Here is a 20,742-nt window from a genome sequence, read left to right on the forward strand (position 1 = left end):
ATCTGGGTGCCGCCGTCCATCAGCCAGATATTGGTCGTGCCGCTGTCGTGCCGCCACAGGATGTCGGCCTTGCCGTCGCCGTTGAAGTCGGCGACGTCCTGCACCTTCCACGCGGTCGGCGCCTGCGAATTGGTCGCCGCCTGCGACAGGACCGTCGTGCCGTCGAGCGTCCACACCCGGCTCTCGCCCGCGGCGCTGCGCCACAGCAGATCGGTCTTGCCGTCGCCGTCGAAGTCGCCGGTGCCCTGGATCGTCCAGTCCGAAGACAATTGCGCGCTGGTGTTGCCGCCGCCGACCTGCGTCGTCCCGTTCATCTCCCAGATGTGCGAGCGGCCGTCATCGTGCCGCCACAGGATGTCGGACTTGCCGTCGCCGTCGAAATCGTCGGGCGTGAACGGGCGGTTGTCCAGATTGCGCTGGAGCGCGACGAGCAGCCCGGTGGGCGAGCCTCCCGGGCTGGCGATGTCGAGCGCGCCGTCGCCGTTCAGATCGAGAACTGCGAGGCCGGATACGAAGCCAGTCAGGAGATCGACTCGCGGCTGAGAGGCGGCTTCGCCATCGTTGATGAAATAGGACACCTGGCCGCTGCCGCTCTTGGTCACTATGTCGACGATCCCGTCGCCATTCAGGTCCTGCACTGCAATCTCGCGCGGCGTACCGCGGGTAGCGAGAGACCCTGCCGGCGCGAAGCCGCCACTGCCGTTTCCCCTCAGGATGCTAAATTGAGCCGCCGCCGGCACGCCGATCGCCAGGTCATCGATGCCGTCGCCGTTGAAATCGGCGACAGCGGGACTGGTGGTGCCCCCCGCGACGGCGACGTTGGTTTCCGCGAACGTCCCGTCGCCGTTGCCGAGCAGCAACGAATATCCCGATGCCGTCGTCACCACGAGGTCCATGAAAGCGTCGTCGTTCAGGTGGCCGCTCGCGATTCCGTTCCCGCCAGCCGGCAGGACCTTGGTTCGCGCGTTACCGAATTCCCCATCCGCCTGCCCCAGCTCTACCGCAAACAAGGGCTGCGATGTGGCGGGATCGCTCCAGATGCGCCTCGTTGTGATCAGGTCGAGCCGGCCATCGCCATTCACGTCCTTTAGAATCGTTGCGGCGATCACACCCGGCGTATTGGTGTTACGACGGAATGCGAAGCCACCAGCGCCGTCGCCGTAATAGAGATAAAAATCGCTCAGGGACGCCGAGGGCTCTGGCCCGTTGAAAACGGGCTTCACCACGAAGCAGTCCAGGTTGCCATCCCCATTCAAGTCGGCAACCAGGATGTTCGGGCCAGCCTGCCAGTCGCCGCTCATCTTGGCCGGTGCTGTAAAGCTCCCGTTTCCGGTGTTCTCGAGCAAAGCGACGAAGCCGTTGTGAGAGCCGCTATCGTAAGTCGCCGCGAGAAGGTCGATATCGCCGTCATTGTCGAAGTCGCCGCCTGCCACGTTTTCCGTCGGACTCGTTCCGGAGCTGCCGGTCGGATAATAGACCGGCGAAAGGAACTCGGGCTGTGTGGCATCCGGCATACCGGCTCCCTTCTCGCTGGCGGCCCGCACGGCAACCGAACGATATTACCGACGTCTGAATATTTCAGTATCATATTATGAGATATTGTAACAAGTGAGGCGGTAGCGGCGATCTGATCATGCCGATGCGGCATCCGCTGATTTACTGATAGCGCAACGTCTTCTCGAATCCCGTATTGGCTTTGGTCATCTTGGCCAGTTTTCTGAGATGAGCGCGAACATGCCGTTCGAACCGCGCATCGTCATTGATGCCTGCGACCGAATATTCGTCCTGGCCGATCAGGTCCTTCAGGCGTCTGGCGAGCGCGGCCTGGTCGTTCGTGCAATCGGGTGCCTTCAGCGCGCGGCAAACCCATTCCTCGGCAGCGGCCTTGTCATACTCGTCCTGCGCTTCATAGCCGCGCCGGTCCGCTGCCGCCTGGTCCAGCCGCGAGGCCTCGAAGCGGCGCTCCAGCCATTTCCGGACCTGGTCGCCATCCCATGCTTTCGACGGATTCGTCATCATTTTCTCCAGTCCAGCCTCGCTATTGCCCCGGAAGTTGCCCGTCCGCAAAAAAGCGCACTGAACAAGTGGAAAGCGGATCTTCGCCAAGCTTCGCGTTGGCTGCCGCAGATAGCAAAAGGGCCCGGGCAGTGCCCGGGCCCTTTCCCGACGGCGCGCTCTGGTTTCAGGCCAGCGCGAGCTGGGTCGGCGGCAGGCGCTCCTCCAGATCTTTGCCGAGCAGGCCGACCACCCGACGTCGCATCGGCTGCCAGAAAGCGGAAAGCGTGAGCAAAGCCGATCCGATCACCAGCGCGGTCAGCGCTGCGGCCAGTTCGACCGCGCCGCTCTGTTCGAACAGCGCGTACATCGCCCACAGCACATAGACGAGGCTGGAGACGAGCAATGCCCGGCGGTCGACGGCCAGCGCCACTGCGGCGAAGACCACGTAGAGCGCGAGCACCACCCCGGCCATCGGCGCACCGATCTCGCCGTCGAATACGCCGAGCATGTGGAATACCGGATGCGCGATCAGCGGCGCCGCGGCGAGGTGGAGCCAGAAGGCAACGTCCGAGCGGCGGGTGCGGCGTTCGCGATCCGACATGTCCCAGCGCATCGCGAAGACAAAGACGAGCACCCCGGCGATCAGCAGCATCGGGTTGAGCGCGTCCTTCGAAGCGGGGACGAACGCCGTGATCGCGCCGACGGCGACCGCGACCAGCGCCAGCGCCCCCACGGCGACGGTGACCGGCACCATGAAGCGCCGCCAGTGGAGCCAGGTCGCCGCGGCGGTGACGATCCCGGTGATCACGCCGATTACCCCGGCGAGCTGGCGATGCTGGAGCTCGGTGGTCAGGCCGAACTGCTCGGACAGCCACGGCGCATTGGCGCCCCAGATCGCGCCGAATCCGGCGAAGATGCCGCCCGCGAAGCCGAGCAGCAGCAGGATGCTGGGGAGCGCCATGCGGCGCTGTCTGGTGAAATATTCGGCGAGCAGCCAACTGGTGATCGACACCGCGAAACCGCCGAACGCCACCGCGACGCCCACCTGGCGCGGCCCTTCATTGGCGTCGAGATTCATGATCTTGCCGCCGATATAGAAGCCGATCCAGCCGACTGCGACGAGGATCAGGATCGCGGCGATCCCGACGAAGATGTCGTTGAAACCGGTCAGCAGCCGGAAACTTTCTTCGTCGACGGCGGGGGTCGATCGTCCCGCCGCGACATGGTTTCTCAGGGCGGCCGCGGCTTCGGGCGAGATCACTCCCGCCTCCACCGCGCCCGCCAGGTCGCTTTCGCTGTACATGGGCCATCCTCCTGTTGTGAGGACGGTCTAGCACAAGTGTATTAGTGAAACAATACGGTGCTACGCTATTGCAGCCTGGCCATGATCGACATGGTCTGCTCGGCGCCCGAACTGGGGACGATCTCGCCTTTGCGGTCGATGATTTCGGCCCATTGCGCCGCTACGCTCTCAGGCGTCGGTTCGGCCAGCTTCGCACCGGGGGTGAGCGTCACATAGGCAGCCTGCACCACGCCCGCGCCGGCGCCGATGATCATGTTGGTCGGCGCATCCTCGGAGACGAGAAACAAGGCCGCGGGCGCGACATTCTCGGGCGCGAAGGCCTTGAACGCCGCTTCGGGGAAAATGTCCTCGGTCATCCGCGTCCCTGCAACCGGGGCGATCGTGTTGACCTTGATTCCGTATTTCGCGCCTTCGAGATGCAGGGTCTTGGCGAGTCCCGCCAGCCCGAGCTTGGCCGCGCCGTAATTCGCCTGGCCGAAATTGCCGAACAGTCCGGTCGACGACGCCGTCATCAGGATGCGCCCGTAATTCTGCGCGCGCATCGTCTCCCACACTGCCTTGGTGCAGTTCGCCGATCCGTTGAGATGGACGTCGACGACGAAGCGAAAATCCTCTGGCTCCATCTTGGCGAAGCTTCGATCGCGCAGCACGCCGGCATTGTTGATCAATATGTCGACCCGGCCCCAGCGCGCCTTCGCGGCCTCGACCATGGCGACCATCTGGTCATATTCGGTGACGCTGCCGCCATTCGAGAAGGCCTCCCCGCCCGCGGCCTCGATCTCCTCGACCACCGCGAGCGCGGCGTCCGAATGGCCGGTGCCGTCGCGGGCGCCGCCGAGATCGTTGACCACGACCTTCGCCCCGCGTCGCGCCAGCTCGAGCGCGTAGACGCGGCCGAGCCCGCCGCCCGCGCCGGTGACGATGGCGACGCGATTGTCGAAACTTATGGTCATCGAAGCGCTCCCTGAACTGCGAGCGCTTAGTGGCACGCGGATCGGCGCGTGTCAGCCGCACATGCTCGAAGGCGCCCCCCTTGTCGGGGAGCGCCTCTCAGCCATTATTCCAGCCTCAGCGGCCGCCGCGCTGGCGGCACTGATCCTTTACCGTCTTCGAGCAAGGCGGATACTCGCTTTGCGCGGCCGGGGCGGGCGCCGCGGTCATCGGCGCGGGTGCCGCGGTTGCGGCAGGCGGCGGCGCTGCAGGCTCTGGAGCAGGTGCTGCCGCAGGTGCCGCAGCATCGGCGGCAGGAGCCGCTGCATCGGGCGCAGCCGCGGCGTCGGGCATCGTCGTCGTGCCCGAACCGGTGGTGCCGGTGTTCGGATCGGCTGGCGGGGTGTTGGCGTCGGGCGTAGTGGTCGCCGGCGATTGCGTCGCCGGCGGCGTCTGAGGCGTTTCCTGGGCGACGGCCACGCCGCCGACTGCGGCGAGAGCGGCCGCCAATGCGATAAGCTTCATCCAAGCTTCTCCTGAATTTGTCCTCGGACGCAGCAAGCGCGTCCGGTGAACCAACGCAGGAAAAAGCCGGTTGGGTCCTCAGTTCCCCGTGTCCAGGGCATAGCCTGCCGAACGAACGGTGCGGATGATGTCGGGGCGATCGCCATTGTTGATCGCCTTGCGGAGCCGCCGGATGTGCACGTCCACCGTCCGCGATTCGATGTCGGAATCGTGCCCCCATACCGCGTCGAGCAGCCGCTCGCGCGAGAAAACCCAGCCCGGATGCTCGAGGAAATGCTTGAGCAGGCGGAATTCGGTCGGCCCCAGCGACACCACTTCGCCGCCGCGGCGCACCTTGTGGCCGACTGTGTCCATTTCGATGTCCGAATAGCTCAAAGCCTCGCCGGCCAGCGCCGGGCGCACCCGCCGGAGCACTGCGCCCACCCGCGCGACCAGCTCGCGGGGGCTGAACGGCTTGGTGACATAATCGTCTGCCCCGGTCTCGAGCCCGCGGACGCGATCCTCTTCCTCGCCGCGCGCAGTGAGCATGATGATCGGGATATTGGCGGTCTCGGGCATGCGGCGCAGCCGCCGGCACACCTCGATCCCCGACAGCCCTTCGACCATCCAGTCGAGCAAGACGATGTCGGGAGTCGCTTCCTTGGCGAGCAGCAAGGCTTCCTCGCCGTCCGGCGTGTGCTTGACCTCGTAATCCTCGCGCTTGAAATGCCACGTCACCAGTTCGGCGATCGCGGCGTCGTCCTCGACGAGAAGCATCTTCACCCGGGCCATGTACGCGTCCTCAAGCCGTTGCCGCTTCGTCGGCCAGATAGCGGCCGGTTGCGGCGAAATACACCATCTCGGCGACGTTGGTCGCATGATCGCCGATCCGCTCGATATTCTTGGCGACGAACAACAGATGCGCAACCTGGCTCACCGTGCGCGGATTCTCGACCATGAAGGTCACCAGCGTGCGGAAGATCGAATCGTAGAAATCGTCGAGCGCGGTGTCGCGCGCGCAGATCTCGGCGGCGACTGCGGCATCGCGCGAGGCGAAGGCGTCGAGCACGTCGTGGACCATGTCGCTCGCCATCCGCGCCATTGCCGGCAGCAGCGACAGCGCCTCGATCCGTTCCTCGCCCTCGGTGTGAATCAAGGGCACGCGCTTGGCGACGTTCTTGGCGTAGTCGCCGATCCGCTCGATCACCGCGGCAATCTTGAGCGCGGCGATCACTTCGCGCAGATCGTCGGCCATCGGCGCGCGCAGCGCGATCAGCCGGACGACGAGCTTCTCGACCTCGGACTCGATCGCGTCGATCGCCTTGTCCTTGCCGCGCACCTGATCGGCGAGCGCGGTGTCGCCGCGCTGGAGCGCCTTCATCGCGTCGTGGATCGCCTCTTCGGCGAGTCCGCCCATCTGGCTGATCAGCGCGCGGAGCTGCTTGATGTCCTGGTCGAACGCCTTGACGGTATGTTCCTGGCCCGTCCCCATTAGCCGTACCTTCCGGTGATATAGTCCTTGGTGCGCTCTTCGCGCGGCGTCGTGAAGATCTGGTCGGTCTCGCCATATTCCACCAGCGTGCCGAGGTGGAAGAAGGCGGTGCGCTGGCTGACCCGCGCGGCCTGCTGCATGTTGTGGGTGACGATCGCGATCGCATAGCGGCCGCGCAATTCGTGGATCAATTCCTCGATCTTGGCGGTGGCGATCGGATCGAGCGCCGAAGCCGGCTCGTCCATCAGGATCACTTCGGGGTCGACGGCGATCGCGCGGGCGATGCACAGCCGCTGCTGCTGGCCGCCGGAAAGCGCGGTGCCGCTGTCGTTCAGCCGATCCTTCACTTCCTCCCACAGGCCCGCGCGCTTGAGCGAGCGCTCGACGATTGCGTCGAGATCGGGCCTGGACGGCGCGAGACCGTGGATGCGTGGGCCGTAGGCCACGTTCTCGTAGATCGATTTGGGGAAGGGGTTGGGCTTCTGGAACACCATGCCGACCCGGGCGCGGAGCTGCACCACGTCCATCGCCGAGGAATAGATATTCTCGCCGTCGAGCATGATGTCTCCGGTCACCCGCGCACTGGCGATCGTGTCGTTCATCCGGTTGAGCGTGCGCAGAAAGGTCGATTTGCCGCAGCCCGACGGGCCGATGAACGCCGTGACCTTGTCCATGTCGATGTCGATCGACACGTCCTTCACGGCCTGCTTGTCGCCATAGAAGACGCTGACGCCGCGGGCGGACATCTTTGAAGGAACGTCGGTCATCACCAGCGGGTCTCGAATTTGTTGCGAAGATAGATGGCCAGCCCGTTCATGGCGAGCAGGAACACCAGCAGCACGATGATCGCGGCGCTGGTCTTCTCGACGAAGCCGCGGCTGACTTCGTCGGACCACAGGAAGATCTGGACGGGCAGCACGGTCGCGGGATCGGTGAAGCCGCCCGGCGGGGTCACGATGAACGCGCGCATGCCGATCAGCAGCAGCGGGGCGGTCTCGCCCAGCGCGCGCGCCATGCCGATGATCGTGCCGGTCAGGATGCCCGGCATCGCCAGCGGCAATACGTGGTGAAACACCACCTGAATCGGGCTCGCGCCGATGCCGAGCGCCGCGTCGCGGATCGACGGGGGCACCGCCTTGATCGCGTTGCGGCTGGCGATGACGATCACCGGCATGATCATCAAGGCGAGCGTCAATCCGCCGACGATCGCCGCCGAGCGGGGAAGGAGAGGGCCGAATTGATAGCCGAACAGGCTCCAGCTGCCGAGGAACACCGCGAGGCCGAGCAGGCCGAAGATGATCGAGGGGACCGCCGCGAGATTGTTGATCGAAACCTCGATCAGGTCGGTCCAGCGGTTCCGCGGGGCATATTCCTCGAGATAGATCGCCGAGAGCACGCCGACCGGGAAGGCGATCAGGAAGGTCACCAGCATCGTCAGCAGCGAGCCCTTGAGCGCGCCCCAGATCCCGACCGCGACCGGATCGGTGGAATCGGATTCGTGCAGGAAGTCTGTATTGAAGTGGCGCGAGAGCACGCCTGCCTGCTGCAGCTTCGCCGTCGCCGCCTTGGCCTCGGCATTGCCGTCGCCGCGCACCGCCTGATCGATCTCGGTCGAGGCGGGAACGTCGATGACGACCTTGCGATCGAGGATCGTCGGGTCGGCCTTGATCGCCTCGCGCACGCGCAGCCAGGCGTTCTCGGAGACGAATTCCTCGCCACCCGTGCCGAACGCGGTCGCCGCGGCGCCTTTGACCGTGTTCTCCAGCCCGGCGCCTGCCAGCGCAAGATCGGCGCCCGGCGTGGCGAGCTGCGCGCGTTCGACCACCATTCCCGAAGCCGGGAAGTCGATCGGCAGCGCCACGTCGGTGCGGGTGAAGCCGCGCCAGCCATTGGCGACCATGGTGATCAGCAGGAACGCGAGGAACGCCGCCGACAGGGTCACCGCCGCGAGGCCGAAGAAGCGGAAGCGCCGCTCGCGGGCATAGCGCCGGCGGATGCGCTTCTGCATCGCCGGCGCGTTCCAGTCGGTCGGTGCGCGCGCGACGGGCGAGGCGCTATTCATAGGCTTCCCGATATTTCTTCACCACGCGGAGCGCGACGATGTTGAGCAGCAGGGTGATCACGAACAAGGTGAGCCCCAGCGCGAACGCCGCCAAGGTCTTGGGGCTGTCGAATTCCGATTCGCCGGTGAGCAGGTCGACGATCTGCTTGGTGACGGTAGTCGCGCTCTCGAACGGATTGAGCGTGATGTTGGCGGCGCCGCTCGCGGCCATCACCACGATCATCGTCTCGCCGATCGCGCGGCTGACCGCGAGCAGCACGCCGGCGACGACGCCGGGCAAGGCGGCGGGGATCAGCACCTTGGAGATGGTCTCGCTGGTCGTCGCGCCCATCGCCAGGCTGCCGTCGCGCATCGCGGTCGGCACCGCGGCGATCGAATCGTCCGCCATCGACGAGACGAACGGGATGATCATCACTCCCATCACGAGGCCCGCGGCGAGCGCGCTTTCCGACGACGCGTAGGTATAGCCGAACGAGACTGCGAGATCGCGCACTGCCGGCGCCACGGTCAGCGCGGCGAAATAGCCATAGACCACGGTCGGCACGCCGGCGAGCATCTCGAGGATCGGCTTCATCCAGCGGCGCACGCGCGGCGCGGCATATTGGGTGAGATAGATCGCGCTCATCAGCCCGAACGGGATCGCGACGACCATCGCGATCACCGCGCCGATGAAGAAGGTGCCCCAGAACAAGGGCACCGCGCCCAGCGACTTGCCCGGATCGGCAGCATCGATGACCTGCGGGCTCCAGTGGGTGCCGAACAGGAAGTCGGTGATCGGGACCTGCTGGAAGAACCGCAGCGATTCCCACAGCAGCGACAGGAAGATGCCCAGAGTGGTCAGGATCGCGATCAGCGAAGCGACCAGCAGCAGCACCATCATCCCGCGCTCGACCTGGCTGCGGGCCTTGAATTGGGCGCGCACGCGGGTGAGCGCGAATGCGGCGCCCGCAAAGGCGAGCAGGATCGCGACCCCGGTGCCCATCCAACCATAGCGCGACTGGGCGGCGCGGGTGGGCGCGGCAAGCTGTCCGGCGACCTGATCGAACGCGGTGGCATCGTCTTCACTGGCGACGCGCTTGGCCTCGGCGAGCAGTGCGTCGCGTTCGAACGCGAACTGGGGAAGCTGGGCCGCCGCGGGGTGGGCGAGCACCGCTTCCTTGACGAGGCCGGGGCTGACGGCACTCCACAATGCAACGAACAGCAAGGCGGGCAACACCGTCCACATCGCGACGTACATGCCGTGCTGACCGGGCAGCGAATGGAGCCGCTTGGCGCCGCCGCGGTCGAACCGGGTGGCGCGCGCGCGGGCACTCAGCCAGCCGATCAGGCCGAGCCCGGCGATCAGGAAAAGAAGCGCAAAAGCATTCATCAGTGCAGGCCTGCGGGATCGAGCGCGGTGCGCTGCGCGACGATCTGCGCCGAGCGCGCGCGGAGCGCATCGGGCGCGGCGATCAGCCCGCGCTGGGTGAGCTTGCCCTTCGGGTTCCACATCGACGCATAGAGCGCGAGAAAATCGGCGAGCCCCGGCACCGCGCGCAGATGGCGCTTCTTCACATAGAGGTACAGCGGCCGCGCGCCGGGATAGGTCCCGTCGGCGATACTGGCATAGGTCGGGGCGACACCGTCGATCGGCACGCCGTGGAGCCGGTCGATATTCTCCTCGAGATACGAATAGCCGAACACGCCGAGCGCATTGGGATTGGCGGCGAGCCCCTGGACGATCAGATTGTCGTTCTCGCCCTTGTCGATATAGGGCCCGTCGTCGCGGATGCGTTTGCAGCGGCTGTCATAGGGCGCGGTGTCCCTGGCGGCCTTGAGCGCCTTGGCCTCCGGATCCGCCTTCGCGCAGCCCGGCTCGAGCACGAGCTCGACCAGTGCGTCGCGGGTGCCGCTCGTCGCGGGCGGGCCCATCACCTGGATCGGCAAAGCGGGGAGCGAAGGGTTGACGTCGCGCCACGTCCGCGCGGTGTTGGGCTTGCCCAGCGGATTGGCGGCGAGGGCGCGATAGACGTCCTGCTTGCTGAGCATGAGCTTGGGCCCGTTGTTCGCCTCGGCCAACGCCACGCCGTCGACGCCGATCTGGACTTCGATGATCTCGCCGACGCCATTGGCCTGGCAGAGTTCGTATTCGGACTTCTTGATGCGGCGGCTGGCATTGGCAATGTCCGGGAATTCCCAGCCGATGCCTTCGCAGAAGCGCTTGAGCCCCGCGCCGGTGCCGATCGATTCGACCACCGGCGCCTTGCGCCCGCCGCCCTGGTTGACGAAGGTCTCGGCAACGGCGGTGGTGAACGGATAGACCGTCGACGAGCCCACGACGCGGATCTCTCGCGCCGTGTTGCTGTCGCAGCCGGCGAGGGTGAGCGCCGCCGCTGCAATCAGGCCGAACCTGCCGAAAATGTCGCGAACTCCCGCAATGCCCCGAGTCGTGCTCGTTGGCACGCACGCCGCGTGTCTTTCAGTCCGGTTACGTCTTTATGACACTCGCCGAACCGGCAGGACCATGGTCACATTGGTGCCCTTGCCGACGGTGCTGGCGATGTCGAGCCGGCCCCGATGGCGCTCGACGATATGCTTGACGATGGCGAGGCCGAGGCCGGTCCCGCCCAGAGAGCGGCTGCGTCCCGAATCGACGCGGTAGAAGCGTTCGGTCAGCCGCGGGATATGCTGCGCCGGGATGCCTTCGCCTTCGTCGGCGACGCTCAGCCGCACCATCGCCTCGCCTTCCGGCTGGAGCGCGATCGTCACCGGGGTGCCCTCGCGGCCATATTTCATCGCATTGCCGATGACGTTGTGGAGCAACTGGCTGAGCTGGGTCGGATCGCCCGCCACCGGCGCCACATCGGCGATCTGGGTGACCAGATCGGCGGCGCGCGGGCTGCCCGAGAGTTCGTTGGTGACCTGCCCGATCAGTTCGGCGAGATTCACGGCCTTGTCGGGTGCGCGATATTTCTCGGCCTCGATTCGACTCAGCGAAATCAGGTCCTCGATCAGCTGCTGCATCCGCTGCGCCTCGCCGAACACGATCTTGAGGAAGCGCGCGCGCGTGCCCGGATCGTCGCCGGCATCTTCGCGTAAAGTCTCGACATAGCCGAGCAACGACGCGAGCGGAGTGCGCAATTCGTGGCTGGCATTGGCGACGAAGTCGACGCGCATCCGTTCTGCGGCGTAATTGCCGGTACGATCGATCAGATGTACCACGCGGCGGCCGTCGTGAAGCGTGCGCACCCGCATCTCCCAGCGCTGCTCGCGCGTGCCGAGGCCTACCAGATGGATCGGCGCGCCGGGGGCATTGTCGTCGGGGCGCATCAGCCGCTCGGCGGCGGCGGGGTGGCGGATCGCGACGCGGACGTCCTCACCCAACACATGCCCGCCGAGCAATTCGCGCGCGCCCTGATTGGCCGCCTCGACCCGGTGGTCGGCGATCACCAGCAGCGGTTCGCCGATCGCCTCGATCACGTCGGCGATCGCCGGCTCGCTGTCCGACGGCGCGGCGAGGAGCGAGGAGGGCGGCGGCGGGGCGTCGCCCCCGCTTGCCGCGATCAGCACCGCCGCCGCGGCGCAGACCAGAACGACGAGGCTCGCCTGCGCATCCCCGTTGAGCAACAGGCTCGCCGCCGCGGCGATTGCCGCGACGACGAGTGCGAGCGCTGTCCGGACCCCGAGAAAGGCATGCATATGTCCCGTTCTAGGCACGGATTTACGATTGCGAAAGCCGCGCGGGCGCATGACAAGGCATCATGGCCGATCAACCTACCGGACCTGCCGCCCCCAGCCGTCGCGCATTGATGCTCGGCGCGGCCGGGGCGTCGGCGATCGTCTCGATCCGTCCTGCGCTCGCGCAGACCAGCGCGTCGGTGATGAATTGCGAGATTCCCGTCCCCGATCCGGCGCGTGCGGGCAATTACATCGCTGCCGACGGCACGCTGGTGCCCGCCGGCACGCCAGGGGCCTATCCGCCGCCGGGGACCGCGTTCAAGGCCGAAGACGTCAAGCGCGCACTGTCGGGCGGCACCTTGCCCGGCACCGATCAACAGAGCAGCCGCGCCTACACCAATTACATCCGCCGCCTGCAATCGGGCACCAGCGGCTTCACCTGCTTCGCATCGTTGCAGATGCCGCGCGGCTGAGGCCGCCCGCCGAGAGCTTGTCGAAGCATTGCTCTTTCTCCAAACCGCGGGCGTGATATTTTACGCCGCGTCCCGATCTGATTTGTTCACGCGGAGACGCGGAGACGCGGAGAAGGTGTTCGCGCAACGACGCAACGACGCTACGACCAGTTTATGCCGCGCGAGCGGCCTTCCATGGGGAGCGCTCGCCGCGCGGGATGGCGTGGGAGGGGCGGCTGACGCCGCCGAACAGTTCAGCCTCGTCGCGTTGTCGGGTCGTTGCGCGAACCCATTTCTCCTGCGCGTCTCCGCGTCTCCGCGTGAACAAGACAAAGCTCTTCCCCAATGACGCGCTACGAGGCGGCCCCCAAGGAGACGCTGCGCATCGTCCCGCTCGATGCGCTGACGCTGGTCTATCACCGCGCCTCGGGCATCACCCATATCGTCGACACCCCGGTGCCCGAAATCCTCGAGGCACTGACGCAGGGCCCGCTCGCCGCGCCCGAACTGCTCGCGCTGCTTGGCGAGCGCTTCGATCTCGCCGACGCCGACCCGGAAGCGCTCGCCGCGCGTCTCGACGAGCTTGCCGCCGTCGGCCTGGTGGAGCGGCTGTGAGGCACGTCGCCGCGCTCCGCATCGGCCCGATCGGTTTCCGCATCGGCAGCGACTGGCGCGCGCCGGTCGCCGCGATCGAGGACCTCTACCGCGACTATCCGCAGCCCGAGAGCGGCATTCCCGACTTCAACGTCCACCTCTTCGCCGCACGGCCATGGCGGCTTTTGTTGCGCCCCTCGGTCCATATCGGCGGCGATTTCGTCATCCCCGACGCCGCGCCGCTGCCGCTCGCGCAGGGGTTGCTCGCCGCTGAGATGGGGATGAACCTGCAGATGGCACTCGGCCAGCGCCGCTATCTGCTGCTCCACGCCTCCGCGGTCGAGCGCGACGGCAAGGCGCTGCTGATGACCGGCATGTCGGGCGCCGGCAAATCGACTCTCGCCGCATTGCTGATGGCCAAAGGCTGGCGGCTGATGGGGGACGAATTCGCGTTGCTCGATCCCGCGACGGGGCTGATCCATGGCTTCCCGCGGCTGATCAGCCTCAAGAACGAAGCGATCGGCGTGCTCGAGCGCGCGCTGCCCGACGCGCGGTTCGGCCCGCGGCTGGAAGGCACGCCAAAAGGCACGATCCGCCACCTCGTCCCTGATACCCGCGCCATCGTCGCGATGGCCGAGCCCGCCGTGCTGCGCCTGATCCTGTTTCCCAGCTATGGTTTCGCCGCCGCCGAGCGCGCGGTGCTGCCCAGCGAGACCTTCGTGCGCCTGACTCAGGCCTCGACCAATTATGTCGCGCTCGCCGAACGCGGCTTCGATGCGCTCACCAGGCTGGTCCGCGAAACCCCGGCGCATGCGCTCGATTATCCCGATACCGAGACTGCGCTCGATCAGGTTGAGCGGCTCTGGGCATGACCGCCGCCCGCCTTCTCACCGAAGCGTTGCGCGACCCGGCGACGGTCGTGCGCCTCGACGGCGCCGGATGGACCGCGTTGCTCGCCGTCGCGCGCGCCGAGCAATTGATCGGCACCCTGGCCCACCGGCTCGCCGGCCTGGCAATGCCGGCCGCCGCGGCCCGCATTCTCGACGATGCCCGCGCCTCGGCGGAGCAAGGCCGCATCGCCGCTCTGTGGGAAGCCGAGATGGCACGCCGCGCGCTCGCGCCGCTCGACATGCCGGTGATCTTGCTCAAGGGCACCGCCTACGCTGCGGCCGGGCTCGCCGCGAGCGCCGGCCGCGCGATCGGCGACCTCGACATCCTCGTCCCCCGCATGCGGCTGGATGAGGCCGAGGCCGCCTTGCTCGCCGCCGGCTGGGAATGGGTGAAGCCCGATCCGTATGACGATCTCTATTATCGTCGCTGGATGCACGAGCTTCCGCCGCTGATCCATCGCGAGCGGGATCGGATGATCGACGTCCACCATACGATCCTTCCGCTGACCGCGCGCATCACGCCCGACGTCGACGCGCTGATCGCCGACAGCGAGGTGCTGGAGAACGGGCTTCGCATCCTCGCGCCGGACGACCGGATCTGCCATGCCGCGGCCCATCTCTTCGCGGACGGCGATCTCGCCGGCGGTTTGCGCAACCTCTGGGACGTGCATTGCCTCGTCGGGGAATGCGACGCCGCCGCCCTCGCGGCACGGGCGGCGCGCCACGGCCTCGAATGCGCAGTCGAACGCGCGCTGCGCCTCGCCGATCGCCTCTACGGTACCGGCCTGTCAGCCGAAGGAGAAAGCGGGAGCGGCGACCGATGGTATCTGCGCCGTCTGCTCGCCCGTGACGGCTGGGGCCGGCCGATCCACAAGCTCACGCGCCTGGGCTTCTATGTGCGCGGCCATTGGCTCCGAATGCCGCCAATATTGCTCGCGCGACATTTATTCAGGAAGTGGCGATCCGGATTGTCTTGAATAAACTATTAATCATAATAGATGCGTAAACTATTCTGCGACGCTGCAATTGTGATTGCGGGATGTTCTGAAAGATTATGCCCTGCCTCGCGCTTTTGTGTTGAAGGCGTGCTGCTAGCATATTACATACATTAGAGGTTCAGCCGGGGCGTGTCAGTCACGTTTCCGTTGAGCAGCTTTCACCCGATCAAAAATAATAAATTTCGGGCGAAACAACCTTCCGGTGCGCAGGCACGGGGAGAACGGCGGTTCCGCGTTAGCGATTTGTTAACCTTTCCGAAGCGAAAGTTAACTTGCGACCGGGACAATCGGGGCAGACGGCAAGGGGCGCAGATTGATGTAGTCAGGGCAGTGAGGCTTTTGTGATCGACGAATCCGCGCAGGCTTACGAATCCGCCGACGCAAAGACGATTGTCGACGCCTTATGGTCGAACTGGCCCATCGTGGTGACGCTGCGTGCCGCCGACGTCGGCATGGGCAGCGCCGATCGCGTCACCGATTTCATCCAGAATTTCCAGGATCTCAGCGACGCCGGCCTGATCAGCTATGAAGCATTCGTCGTCGGTCCCGGCGGTCCGCAGGTCATCGATGCGGCGCTAACCGCGCGCGGTCGCGCATGGATGGCGCGGCGCGAGAATCTGCCGCTGATGCCGCATCAGCTGGCGAGTTGAGGCTGGCGGATCAGATCGGCGACGATGTCGGCGATCGTCCGCAGGATCCCGAGATCGTGACCGTCGAACACGCGCTGCCCGCGCTGGATCGCGACGATGCGTCCGAGCGGGGTGCCATCCGCGTCGTGGAGCGGGACGCAGGCATAGGATTGAAAGCCGCTCGCGCTCGCCTCGATCGGGTCGGCGAGCTGCCAGAGCAGTGCCTCCGAAGGCTCGGCCTCGCCGCCGGCAAGCAATATCCCGGCAGTGGTCAGGCGTTCGGCCGCGCCCAGCGCGCGCTGGCGCTCGGCATAATGGCGAAGATCGACGATCGCGCCGTCCGCCGCCAAGGTGAGCTGAACGAGCTCAGCCAGTTTGGCCGAAGCGATCCGCCCGCCCGGATGGCGGTCGTCCGCCTCCCATGAGGCTTGCCTTGACCCCTTCAACAACATCCCCCCGAAGCGACCCACGCTTGTTCCCCTCCTGCATGCTCGATCGGATGTACGGGAAAAGCAAGACCCCGGCGTAGTCAGGTGAATCACGGGTCGCGCCGGAGAATTATGGCCGCCGCGCGCGTTTCGGTCGTGATCAGCCGCCGAAGAAGAGGTGCTGGATCAGGATCTTCGCGCCGATCAGAATCAGCAAGATGCCGCCGACGATCTCGGCGAGCTTTCCCAGCCGCGCGCCCGAAGCCGCGCCGATGCGCACGCCGGCGACGCACAGCCCGGCGGTGACCAGGCCGATCACCCCGCAGGCGATCAAAACCGGCGCGCCGATCATCGGCAGGGTGATCCCCGCCGCCGCGGCGTCGACGCTGGTCGCGACGGCCGCGCCGAGCAATGCCCAGCCGATCAAGGCGGGGGCAGGGGTGGCCTCCTCGCCGGCTGTGCCTTCGCGCACCATCTTCGCGCCGAGCAGCCCGAGCAGGACGAAGGCGACCCAATGGTCGACGTCGCGGATCATGCCTTCGAACGCAATGCCGAGCGCCCAGCCGATCAGCGGCATCAGCCCCTGCGCCAGCCCGAAGGCGGCGCCGATCCGCAGCGCGCCCGAGGCGCCGCGTCGCGCCGCGCCCTGCGCCACCGAGACCGCGAACGCGTCCATCGCCAGTCCCAATGACAAAGCGAGCAACGAGAAGACCGGCAGCATCGAACCGTCGTTCATGCGCCGAGCCGCTCCAGCGTCGGAACGAGTTCGTCGAAATGGTCGATCACCGCATCGGCTTCCAGTTCCGCGATCGGCTGCATCAGGAACCCGAAGCTGACCGCGATCGACGGGATGCCGGCATTCTTCGCCGCCTGGGTGTCGAAGATCGAATCGCCGACGAATGCCGCGCGTCCGCCGCCGCAGCGCCGGATCATCTCGCGGATTCCCGCGGGCGAGGGCTTGCGGCCGTCCGGCCCCATCGTGTCGCCGCCGATCACGCAGGCGAAGCGGTGATCGAGCGCCAGTGCGGCGACGAGCTTCACCGCGAGGCTCTCGGACTTGTTGGTGACGATCGCCAGTTTCGCGCCGCGCGCGTCGAGAGTATCCATCGCTTCGATCAGACCGGGAAACGGCCGGGTGCGATCCGCGATATGGTCGCCGTAGAATGCGAGCAGTTCGGGATAGCTGCGCTCCAGCACCTCGGGATCGCACCCGCCCGAAGCCTCCAGCCCCTGATGGAGCATGAATTTCCCGCCGCGACCGATCATCGGCTTGACCGCATCGATGCTTAGCGCCGGCCGGCCGAGCAGTTCCAGCGTGTGGTTGAGCGCGGCGGTCAGGTCGGCGCTGGTATCGAACAGCGTTCCGTCGAGGTCGAACCCGATTATGTCGAAGGGGAAGTCGGTCATTGCAGCGCCTGCTGCCAGCAACGCTATGGAATTGGCAAGCTTGTCATGGCAGGGGCGTCTCCGGAGGGTTTGCATGACAGCACCGATAGCCGCGATCATCCTTGCTGCGGGCAAGGGCACGCGGATGAAGTCCGATACGCACAAAGTGCTCCACCCGCTCGCCGGGCGGCCGATGCTGCTGCATCTGATCGACAGCGTCGCCGCGCTCGATCCCGCGCGCACGATCGTCGTGGTCGGCGCGGGGCGCGAGCAGGTGGAGGCCGCGGTCCGGCCGCACGGTGCCGAGACGGTGCATCAAGCGGAGCAACTCGGCACCGGCCATGCAGTGCGGATGGCGGAAGCGGCGCTTGGCGGCTTCGAAGGCGACGTGCTGATCCTTTATGGCGACGTGCCCCTGGTGCCGACCGCGACGATGAAACGGATGCTGGATCGCCTCCATGGCGCGGGCGATCCGGCGGTGGTCGTTCTCGGCTTCCGGCCGCCCGAGCCCGGCGCTTATGGTCGGGTGATCGCCAATCCCGACGGCAGCCTCGTCAAGATCGTCGAGTTCAAGGATGCTTCGGAGGCGGAGCGTGCCGAGACCCTGTGCAATTCGGGGCTGATGGCCGCGCGGGCGCAGGATCTGTTCGCGCTGCTGGCGCAGCTGACCGACGACAATGCCGCCGGCGAATATTATCTTACCGACGTGGTCGGTTTCGCGGTCGATAGCGGCCGTCTCGCTGCGGTGATCGAGACGCCGGCACACGAAGTCGAGGGGGTCAACAGCCGCGGCGAACTCGCTGCGCTGGAGGCGTCGTGGCAGCGCGCGCGCCGCGCGCGGGCGATGGCCGAAGGCGCGACGCTGATCGCGCCCGAGACGGTGTGGTTCGCGCACGACACGCGGCTCGGCCGCGACGTGCTGATCGAGCCCAACGTGTTCTTCGGCCCCGGCGTCGAGGTCGCCGATCGCGCCACCATCCACGCCTTCAGCCATATCGAGGGCGCGAAGATCGCCAGCGGCGCGGTGGTCGGTCCCTATGCCCGGCTGCGACCCGGCACGGTGCTCGGCGAGGAGGCCAAGGTCGGCAATTTCGTCGAGATCAAGAAGGCGGTGCTCGGCAACGGCGCCAAGGCCAACCATCTGACCTATCTCGGCGACGCCGAAGTGGGAGCGGGGGCCAATATCGGCGCGGGCACGATCACCTGCAATTACGACGGCTTCTTCAAATATCGTACGAACATCGGCGAGGGGGCGTTCATCGGCTCGAACAGCGCATTGGTCGCCCCGGTGTCGATCGGCAAGGACGCGACCGTGGCCGCGGGGTCGGTGGTGACGCAGGACGTCGAGGCCGGCGCGCTCGCGATTGCGCGCGGTCGACAGGAAGCCCGGCCCGGCTGGGGCACTCGCTTCCGCGCGGCGATGGCGGCAAGGAAAGCCGCGAAGTGATATTGCTCCCCTCCCTGAAAGGGAGGGGTTTGGGGGTGGGTGCGAGCCAAAGGCGAGCTTCTTCCCTCTACGTCAAGAGGCCGACGCTTGGCGCGTCGGCACCCACCCCCGGCCCCTCCCTTTCAGGGAGGGGGGAGAGTCTGGAAATATGTGCGGAATTGTCGGCATCGTCGGAACGCAGGGCGTGGCGGATCGCCTGTTCGAAGGGCTGAAGCGGCTCGAATATCGCGGCTATGATTCGGCGGGCATCGCCACGTTGCACGATGGCGGGATCGACCGCCGCCGCGCCGAGGGCAAGCTGGTCAATCTCGGCAAACGGCTGGCGGAGAATCCGCTGCCGGGGACGATCGGCATCGCGCATACCCGCTGGGCCACGCACGGCGCACCCACCGAGGACAATGCCCATCCGCACATCGTCGGCGACGTCTCGATCGTGCACAACGGCATCATCGAGAACTTCAAACCCTTGCGCGACGAGCTGATCGCCGAGGGCCGCGAGTTCAAAAGCCAGACCGATACCGAAGTCGTCGCGCATCTCGTCAGCCGCGAGCTCGAACGCGGCAAGGCGCCGCGCGAAGCGGTGGCCGCGGTGCTGCCCATGCTCCACGGCGCCTTCGCGGTCGCCTTCCTGTTCCGCAACGAGCCGGATCTGCTGATCTGCGGGCGCCTCGGCGCGCCGCTCACCGTCGGCTATGGCGAGGGCGAGAATTATCTCGGCTCGGACGCCCATGCGCTCGCCGGTCTCACCCAGCGCATCGCCTATCTCGAGGAAGGCGACTGGGCCGTCGTCACACGCGCGAAGATCGAGATCTTCGACCGCGACAACAATGCGGTGGAACGTCCGATCGTCGCCTCGGGCGTCTCGCCCGCGCTGATCGACAAAGGCAATCATCGCCACTTCATGCTCAAGGAAATCTACGAGCAGCCGGTGGTCGTCGCCCAGACGCTGGCGTCGTACGTCCGCCCGGTCGAGCAGAAGGTGGCGCTGCCCGACACGACCTTCGATCTGAGCAGCATCGAGCGCGTCGCTATCGTCGCCTGCGGCACCGCTTCGTATGTCGGCATGATCGGCAAATATTGGATCGAGCGCTTCGCCCGGCTCCCGGTCGAAGTCGATGTCGCGTCGGAATTCCGCTATCGCGACCCGGTCCTGCTGCCGAACACGCTGGGCGTCGTCGTCAGCCAGTCGGGCGAGACCGCGGACACGCTCGCGGCGCTCCGCCACATGAAGGCCGAAGGCGTCACCACCGCCGGCGTCATCAACGTGCCGACCAGTTCGATGGCGCGCGAAGTCGATCTGCTGCTGTCGACGCATGCCGGCCCCGAGATCGGCGTCGCCTCGACCAAGGCGTTCACTTGCCAGCTCGCAGTGATGGCCGCGCTCGCGGTCAATCTCGCCCGCGCCAAGGGGCGCCTCTCCGAAGACGAGGAACGCGAGATCGTCCGCCATCTGATCGAGGCGCCCGCCGCAATCAACGCCGCGCTCGCCCATGATTCCGAGATCGAGGGCATGGCGCACACCATCGCGGCGGCGCGCGACGTGCTCTATCTCGGCCGCGGCCCCGATTATCCGCTCGCGCTCGAAGGTGCGCTCAAATTGAAGGAAATCAGCTACATTCACGCCGAAGGCTATGCTTCTGGCGAGATGAAGCACGGTCCGATCGCGCTGATCGACGAGCATGTCCCGCTGATCGTCCTCGCGCCCTCGGGTCCGCTGTTCGACAAGACCGTGTCGAACATGCAGGAGGCCAAAGCGCGCGGCGCCCGGGTGGTGCTGATCTCGGACGCCGAGGGGCTGGCGCAGGCCGGCGAGGATGCCCTCGCGACGATCGAGATGCCCAGCGTCCACCCGCTGATCGCGCCGCTCGTCTATGCCGTGCCGGTGCAGCTGCTCGCGTATCACGTCGCGGTGGCCAAGGGGACGGACGTCGATCAGCCGCGCAATCTCGCCAAATCGGTGACCGTCGAATAA

General features: G+C 66.5%; 22 protein-coding genes. 7 read left to right on the forward strand and 15 right to left on the reverse strand.

Features of this window, described 5'->3' with window-relative positions:
• The 12 genes from Q9Q95_RS14675 to Q9Q95_RS14730 form a co-directional block, all read right to left on the reverse strand.
• A partial coding sequence (locus Q9Q95_RS14675) for a VCBS repeat-containing protein (protein WP_306097885.1) occupies positions 1–1,514 on the reverse strand: 1,514 nt, incomplete at its 3' end.
• 142 nt (positions 1,515–1,656) lie between these two features.
• Entirely contained in the window at positions 1,657–2,106 is a 450-nt protein-coding gene (locus Q9Q95_RS14680; protein ID WP_371876777.1) for a hypothetical protein, read from the reverse strand.
• A gap of 76 nt (positions 2,107–2,182) precedes the next feature.
• Positions 2,183–3,301 (reverse strand): hypothetical protein, encoded by a 1,119-nt coding sequence (locus Q9Q95_RS14685; RefSeq protein WP_306097886.1) that lies wholly within the window; start codon positions 3,299–3,301, stop codon positions 2,183–2,185.
• Between the two features lie 65 nt (positions 3,302–3,366).
• Entirely contained in the window at positions 3,367–4,254 is an 888-nt protein-coding gene (locus Q9Q95_RS14690; RefSeq protein ID WP_306097887.1) for an SDR family NAD(P)-dependent oxidoreductase, read from the reverse strand.
• 115 nt (positions 4,255–4,369) lie between these two features.
• Positions 4,370–4,756 carry a hypothetical protein gene (locus tag Q9Q95_RS14695; RefSeq protein ID WP_306097888.1) on the reverse strand — a complete coding sequence of 129 codons (387 nt, stop codon included), beginning with the start codon at positions 4,754–4,756 and terminating at the stop codon, positions 4,370–4,372.
• Positions 4,757–4,834: 78 nt separating this feature from the next.
• A complete protein-coding gene (phoB, locus tag Q9Q95_RS14700) occupies positions 4,835–5,527 on the reverse strand; it encodes a phosphate regulon transcriptional regulator PhoB (RefSeq protein WP_306097889.1) in 693 nt (230 codons plus the stop codon).
• 10 nt (positions 5,528–5,537) lie between these two features.
• Positions 5,538–6,227, reverse strand: coding sequence for a phosphate signaling complex protein PhoU (phoU, locus tag Q9Q95_RS14705; RefSeq protein ID WP_306097890.1), 690 nt, complete (start codon positions 6,225–6,227; stop codon positions 5,538–5,540).
• Complete coding sequence (gene pstB / locus Q9Q95_RS14710) at positions 6,227–6,994, reverse strand: phosphate ABC transporter ATP-binding protein PstB (protein WP_306097891.1); 768 nt, start codon at positions 6,992–6,994, stop codon at positions 6,227–6,229. The genes phoU and pstB overlap by 1 nt, the downstream gene beginning before the upstream one ends.
• Positions 6,994–8,289 (reverse strand): phosphate ABC transporter permease PstA, encoded by a 1,296-nt coding sequence (pstA, locus tag Q9Q95_RS14715; protein ID WP_306097892.1) that lies wholly within the window; start codon positions 8,287–8,289, stop codon positions 6,994–6,996. Before pstA ends, pstB begins: the two co-directional genes overlap by 1 nt.
• The gene (gene pstC / locus Q9Q95_RS14720; RefSeq protein WP_306097893.1) at positions 8,282–9,658 is read right to left on the reverse strand and encodes a phosphate ABC transporter permease subunit PstC; all 1,377 of its coding nucleotides are present in this window, start codon (positions 9,656–9,658) and stop codon (positions 8,282–8,284) included. The genes pstA and pstC overlap by 8 nt, the downstream gene beginning before the upstream one ends.
• Entirely contained in the window at positions 9,658–10,689 is a 1,032-nt protein-coding gene (locus Q9Q95_RS14725; RefSeq protein ID WP_371876785.1) for a PstS family phosphate ABC transporter substrate-binding protein, read from the reverse strand. Before Q9Q95_RS14725 ends, pstC begins: the two co-directional genes overlap by 1 nt.
• A gap of 75 nt (positions 10,690–10,764) precedes the next feature.
• Positions 10,765–11,967 (reverse strand): ATP-binding protein, encoded by a 1,203-nt coding sequence (locus tag Q9Q95_RS14730; protein WP_306097894.1) that lies wholly within the window; start codon positions 11,965–11,967, stop codon positions 10,765–10,767.
• A 62-nt stretch (positions 11,968–12,029) separates the two neighbouring features.
• Between Q9Q95_RS14730 and Q9Q95_RS14735 the strand changes: the two genes are divergently transcribed.
• The 5 genes from Q9Q95_RS14735 (at position 12,030) to Q9Q95_RS14755 (ending at position 15,530) form a co-directional block, all read left to right on the forward strand.
• Positions 12,030–12,419, forward strand: a complete 390-nt coding sequence (locus Q9Q95_RS14735) for a hypothetical protein (protein ID WP_306097895.1) — start codon at positions 12,030–12,032, stop codon at positions 12,417–12,419.
• A 324-nt stretch (positions 12,420–12,743) separates the two neighbouring features.
• Positions 12,744–13,013, forward strand: coding sequence for an HPr-rel-A system PqqD family peptide chaperone (locus Q9Q95_RS14740; protein WP_306097896.1), 270 nt, complete (start codon positions 12,744–12,746; stop codon positions 13,011–13,013).
• Positions 13,010–13,864 (forward strand): HprK-related kinase A, encoded by an 855-nt coding sequence (locus Q9Q95_RS14745; RefSeq protein WP_306097897.1) that lies wholly within the window; start codon positions 13,010–13,012, stop codon positions 13,862–13,864. The genes Q9Q95_RS14740 and Q9Q95_RS14745 overlap by 4 nt, the downstream gene beginning before the upstream one ends.
• Positions 13,861–14,859, forward strand: a complete 999-nt coding sequence (locus Q9Q95_RS14750) for a nucleotidyltransferase family protein (protein WP_306097898.1) — start codon at positions 13,861–13,863, stop codon at positions 14,857–14,859. Before Q9Q95_RS14745 ends, Q9Q95_RS14750 begins: the two co-directional genes overlap by 4 nt.
• A gap of 362 nt (positions 14,860–15,221) precedes the next feature.
• Entirely contained in the window at positions 15,222–15,530 is a 309-nt protein-coding gene (locus tag Q9Q95_RS14755; RefSeq protein WP_306097899.1) for a hypothetical protein, read from the forward strand.
• On the opposite strand, the gene Q9Q95_RS14760 is transcribed toward Q9Q95_RS14755, so the two are convergent.
• The 3 genes from Q9Q95_RS14760 to Q9Q95_RS14770 form a co-directional block, all read right to left on the reverse strand.
• Positions 15,515–15,955, reverse strand: coding sequence for a GAF domain-containing protein (locus tag Q9Q95_RS14760; RefSeq protein ID WP_306097900.1), 441 nt, complete (start codon positions 15,953–15,955; stop codon positions 15,515–15,517). The two genes, Q9Q95_RS14755 and Q9Q95_RS14760, sit on opposite strands and share 16 nt — an antisense overlap.
• A 142-nt stretch (positions 15,956–16,097) precedes the next feature.
• On the reverse strand, positions 16,098–16,673 hold the full coding sequence (locus Q9Q95_RS14765; protein ID WP_306097901.1) for a manganese efflux pump MntP family protein: 576 nt from the start codon (positions 16,671–16,673) through the stop codon (positions 16,098–16,100).
• Positions 16,670–17,344, reverse strand: a complete 675-nt coding sequence (locus tag Q9Q95_RS14770; protein ID WP_306097902.1) for an HAD-IA family hydrolase — start codon at positions 17,342–17,344, stop codon at positions 16,670–16,672. The genes Q9Q95_RS14765 and Q9Q95_RS14770 overlap by 4 nt, the downstream gene beginning before the upstream one ends.
• A gap of 73 nt (positions 17,345–17,417) precedes the next feature.
• Between Q9Q95_RS14770 and glmU the strand changes: the two genes are divergently transcribed.
• Both glmU and glmS read left to right on the forward strand, forming a co-directional pair.
• Positions 17,418–18,770, forward strand: coding sequence for a bifunctional UDP-N-acetylglucosamine diphosphorylase/glucosamine-1-phosphate N-acetyltransferase GlmU (glmU, locus tag Q9Q95_RS14775; protein ID WP_306097903.1), 1,353 nt, complete (start codon positions 17,418–17,420; stop codon positions 18,768–18,770).
• Positions 18,771–18,918: 148 nt separating this feature from the next.
• Positions 18,919–20,742: a glutamine--fructose-6-phosphate transaminase (isomerizing) gene (glmS, locus tag Q9Q95_RS14780; RefSeq protein WP_306097904.1), complete on the forward strand. Its 1,824-nt coding sequence runs from the start codon at positions 18,919–18,921 to the stop codon at positions 20,740–20,742.

The organism is Sphingomonas sp. DG1-23 (assembly GCF_030730875.1).
Taxonomy (GTDB): Bacteria; Pseudomonadota; Alphaproteobacteria; order Sphingomonadales; family Sphingomonadaceae; genus Sphingomonas.

Bases quoted from the DNA above. Each gene is read 5' to 3' on its own strand.
- Q9Q95_RS14685 (WP_306097886.1), bottom strand. From the start codon at position 3,301: ATGTACAGCGAAAGCGACCTGGCGGGCGCGGTGGAGGCGGGAGTGATC.
- Q9Q95_RS14690 (WP_306097887.1), bottom strand. From the start codon at position 4,254: ATGACCATAAGTTTCGACAATCGCGTCGCCATCGTCACCGGCGCGGGC.
- Q9Q95_RS14695 (WP_306097888.1), bottom strand. From the start codon at position 4,756: ATGAAGCTTATCGCATTGGCGGCCGCTCTCGCCGCAGTCGGCGGCGTG.
- phoB (WP_306097889.1), bottom strand. From the start codon at position 5,527: ATGGCCCGGGTGAAGATGCTTCTCGTCGAGGACGACGCCGCGATCGCC.
- phoU (WP_306097890.1), bottom strand. From the start codon at position 6,227: ATGGGGACGGGCCAGGAACATACCGTCAAGGCGTTCGACCAGGACATC.
- pstB (WP_306097891.1), bottom strand. From the start codon at position 6,994: ATGACCGACGTTCCTTCAAAGATGTCCGCCCGCGGCGTCAGCGTCTTC.
- pstA (WP_306097892.1), bottom strand. From the start codon at position 8,289: ATGAATAGCGCCTCGCCCGTCGCGCGCGCACCGACCGACTGGAACGCG.
- pstC (WP_306097893.1), bottom strand. From the start codon at position 9,658: ATGAATGCTTTTGCGCTTCTTTTCCTGATCGCCGGGCTCGGCCTGATC.
- Q9Q95_RS14730 (WP_306097894.1), bottom strand. From the start codon at position 11,967: ATGCATGCCTTTCTCGGGGTCCGGACAGCGCTCGCACTCGTCGTCGCG.
- Q9Q95_RS14735 (WP_306097895.1), top strand. From the start codon at position 12,030: ATGGCCGATCAACCTACCGGACCTGCCGCCCCCAGCCGTCGCGCATTG.
- Q9Q95_RS14740 (WP_306097896.1), top strand. From the start codon at position 12,744: ATGACGCGCTACGAGGCGGCCCCCAAGGAGACGCTGCGCATCGTCCCG.
- Q9Q95_RS14750 (WP_306097898.1), top strand. From the start codon at position 13,861: ATGACCGCCGCCCGCCTTCTCACCGAAGCGTTGCGCGACCCGGCGACG.
- Q9Q95_RS14765 (WP_306097901.1), bottom strand. From the start codon at position 16,673: ATGAACGACGGTTCGATGCTGCCGGTCTTCTCGTTGCTCGCTTTGTCA.
- Q9Q95_RS14770 (WP_306097902.1), bottom strand. From the start codon at position 17,344: ATGACCGACTTCCCCTTCGACATAATCGGGTTCGACCTCGACGGAACG.
- glmU (WP_306097903.1), top strand. From the start codon at position 17,418: ATGACAGCACCGATAGCCGCGATCATCCTTGCTGCGGGCAAGGGCACG.
- glmS (WP_306097904.1), top strand. From the start codon at position 18,919: ATGTGCGGAATTGTCGGCATCGTCGGAACGCAGGGCGTGGCGGATCGC.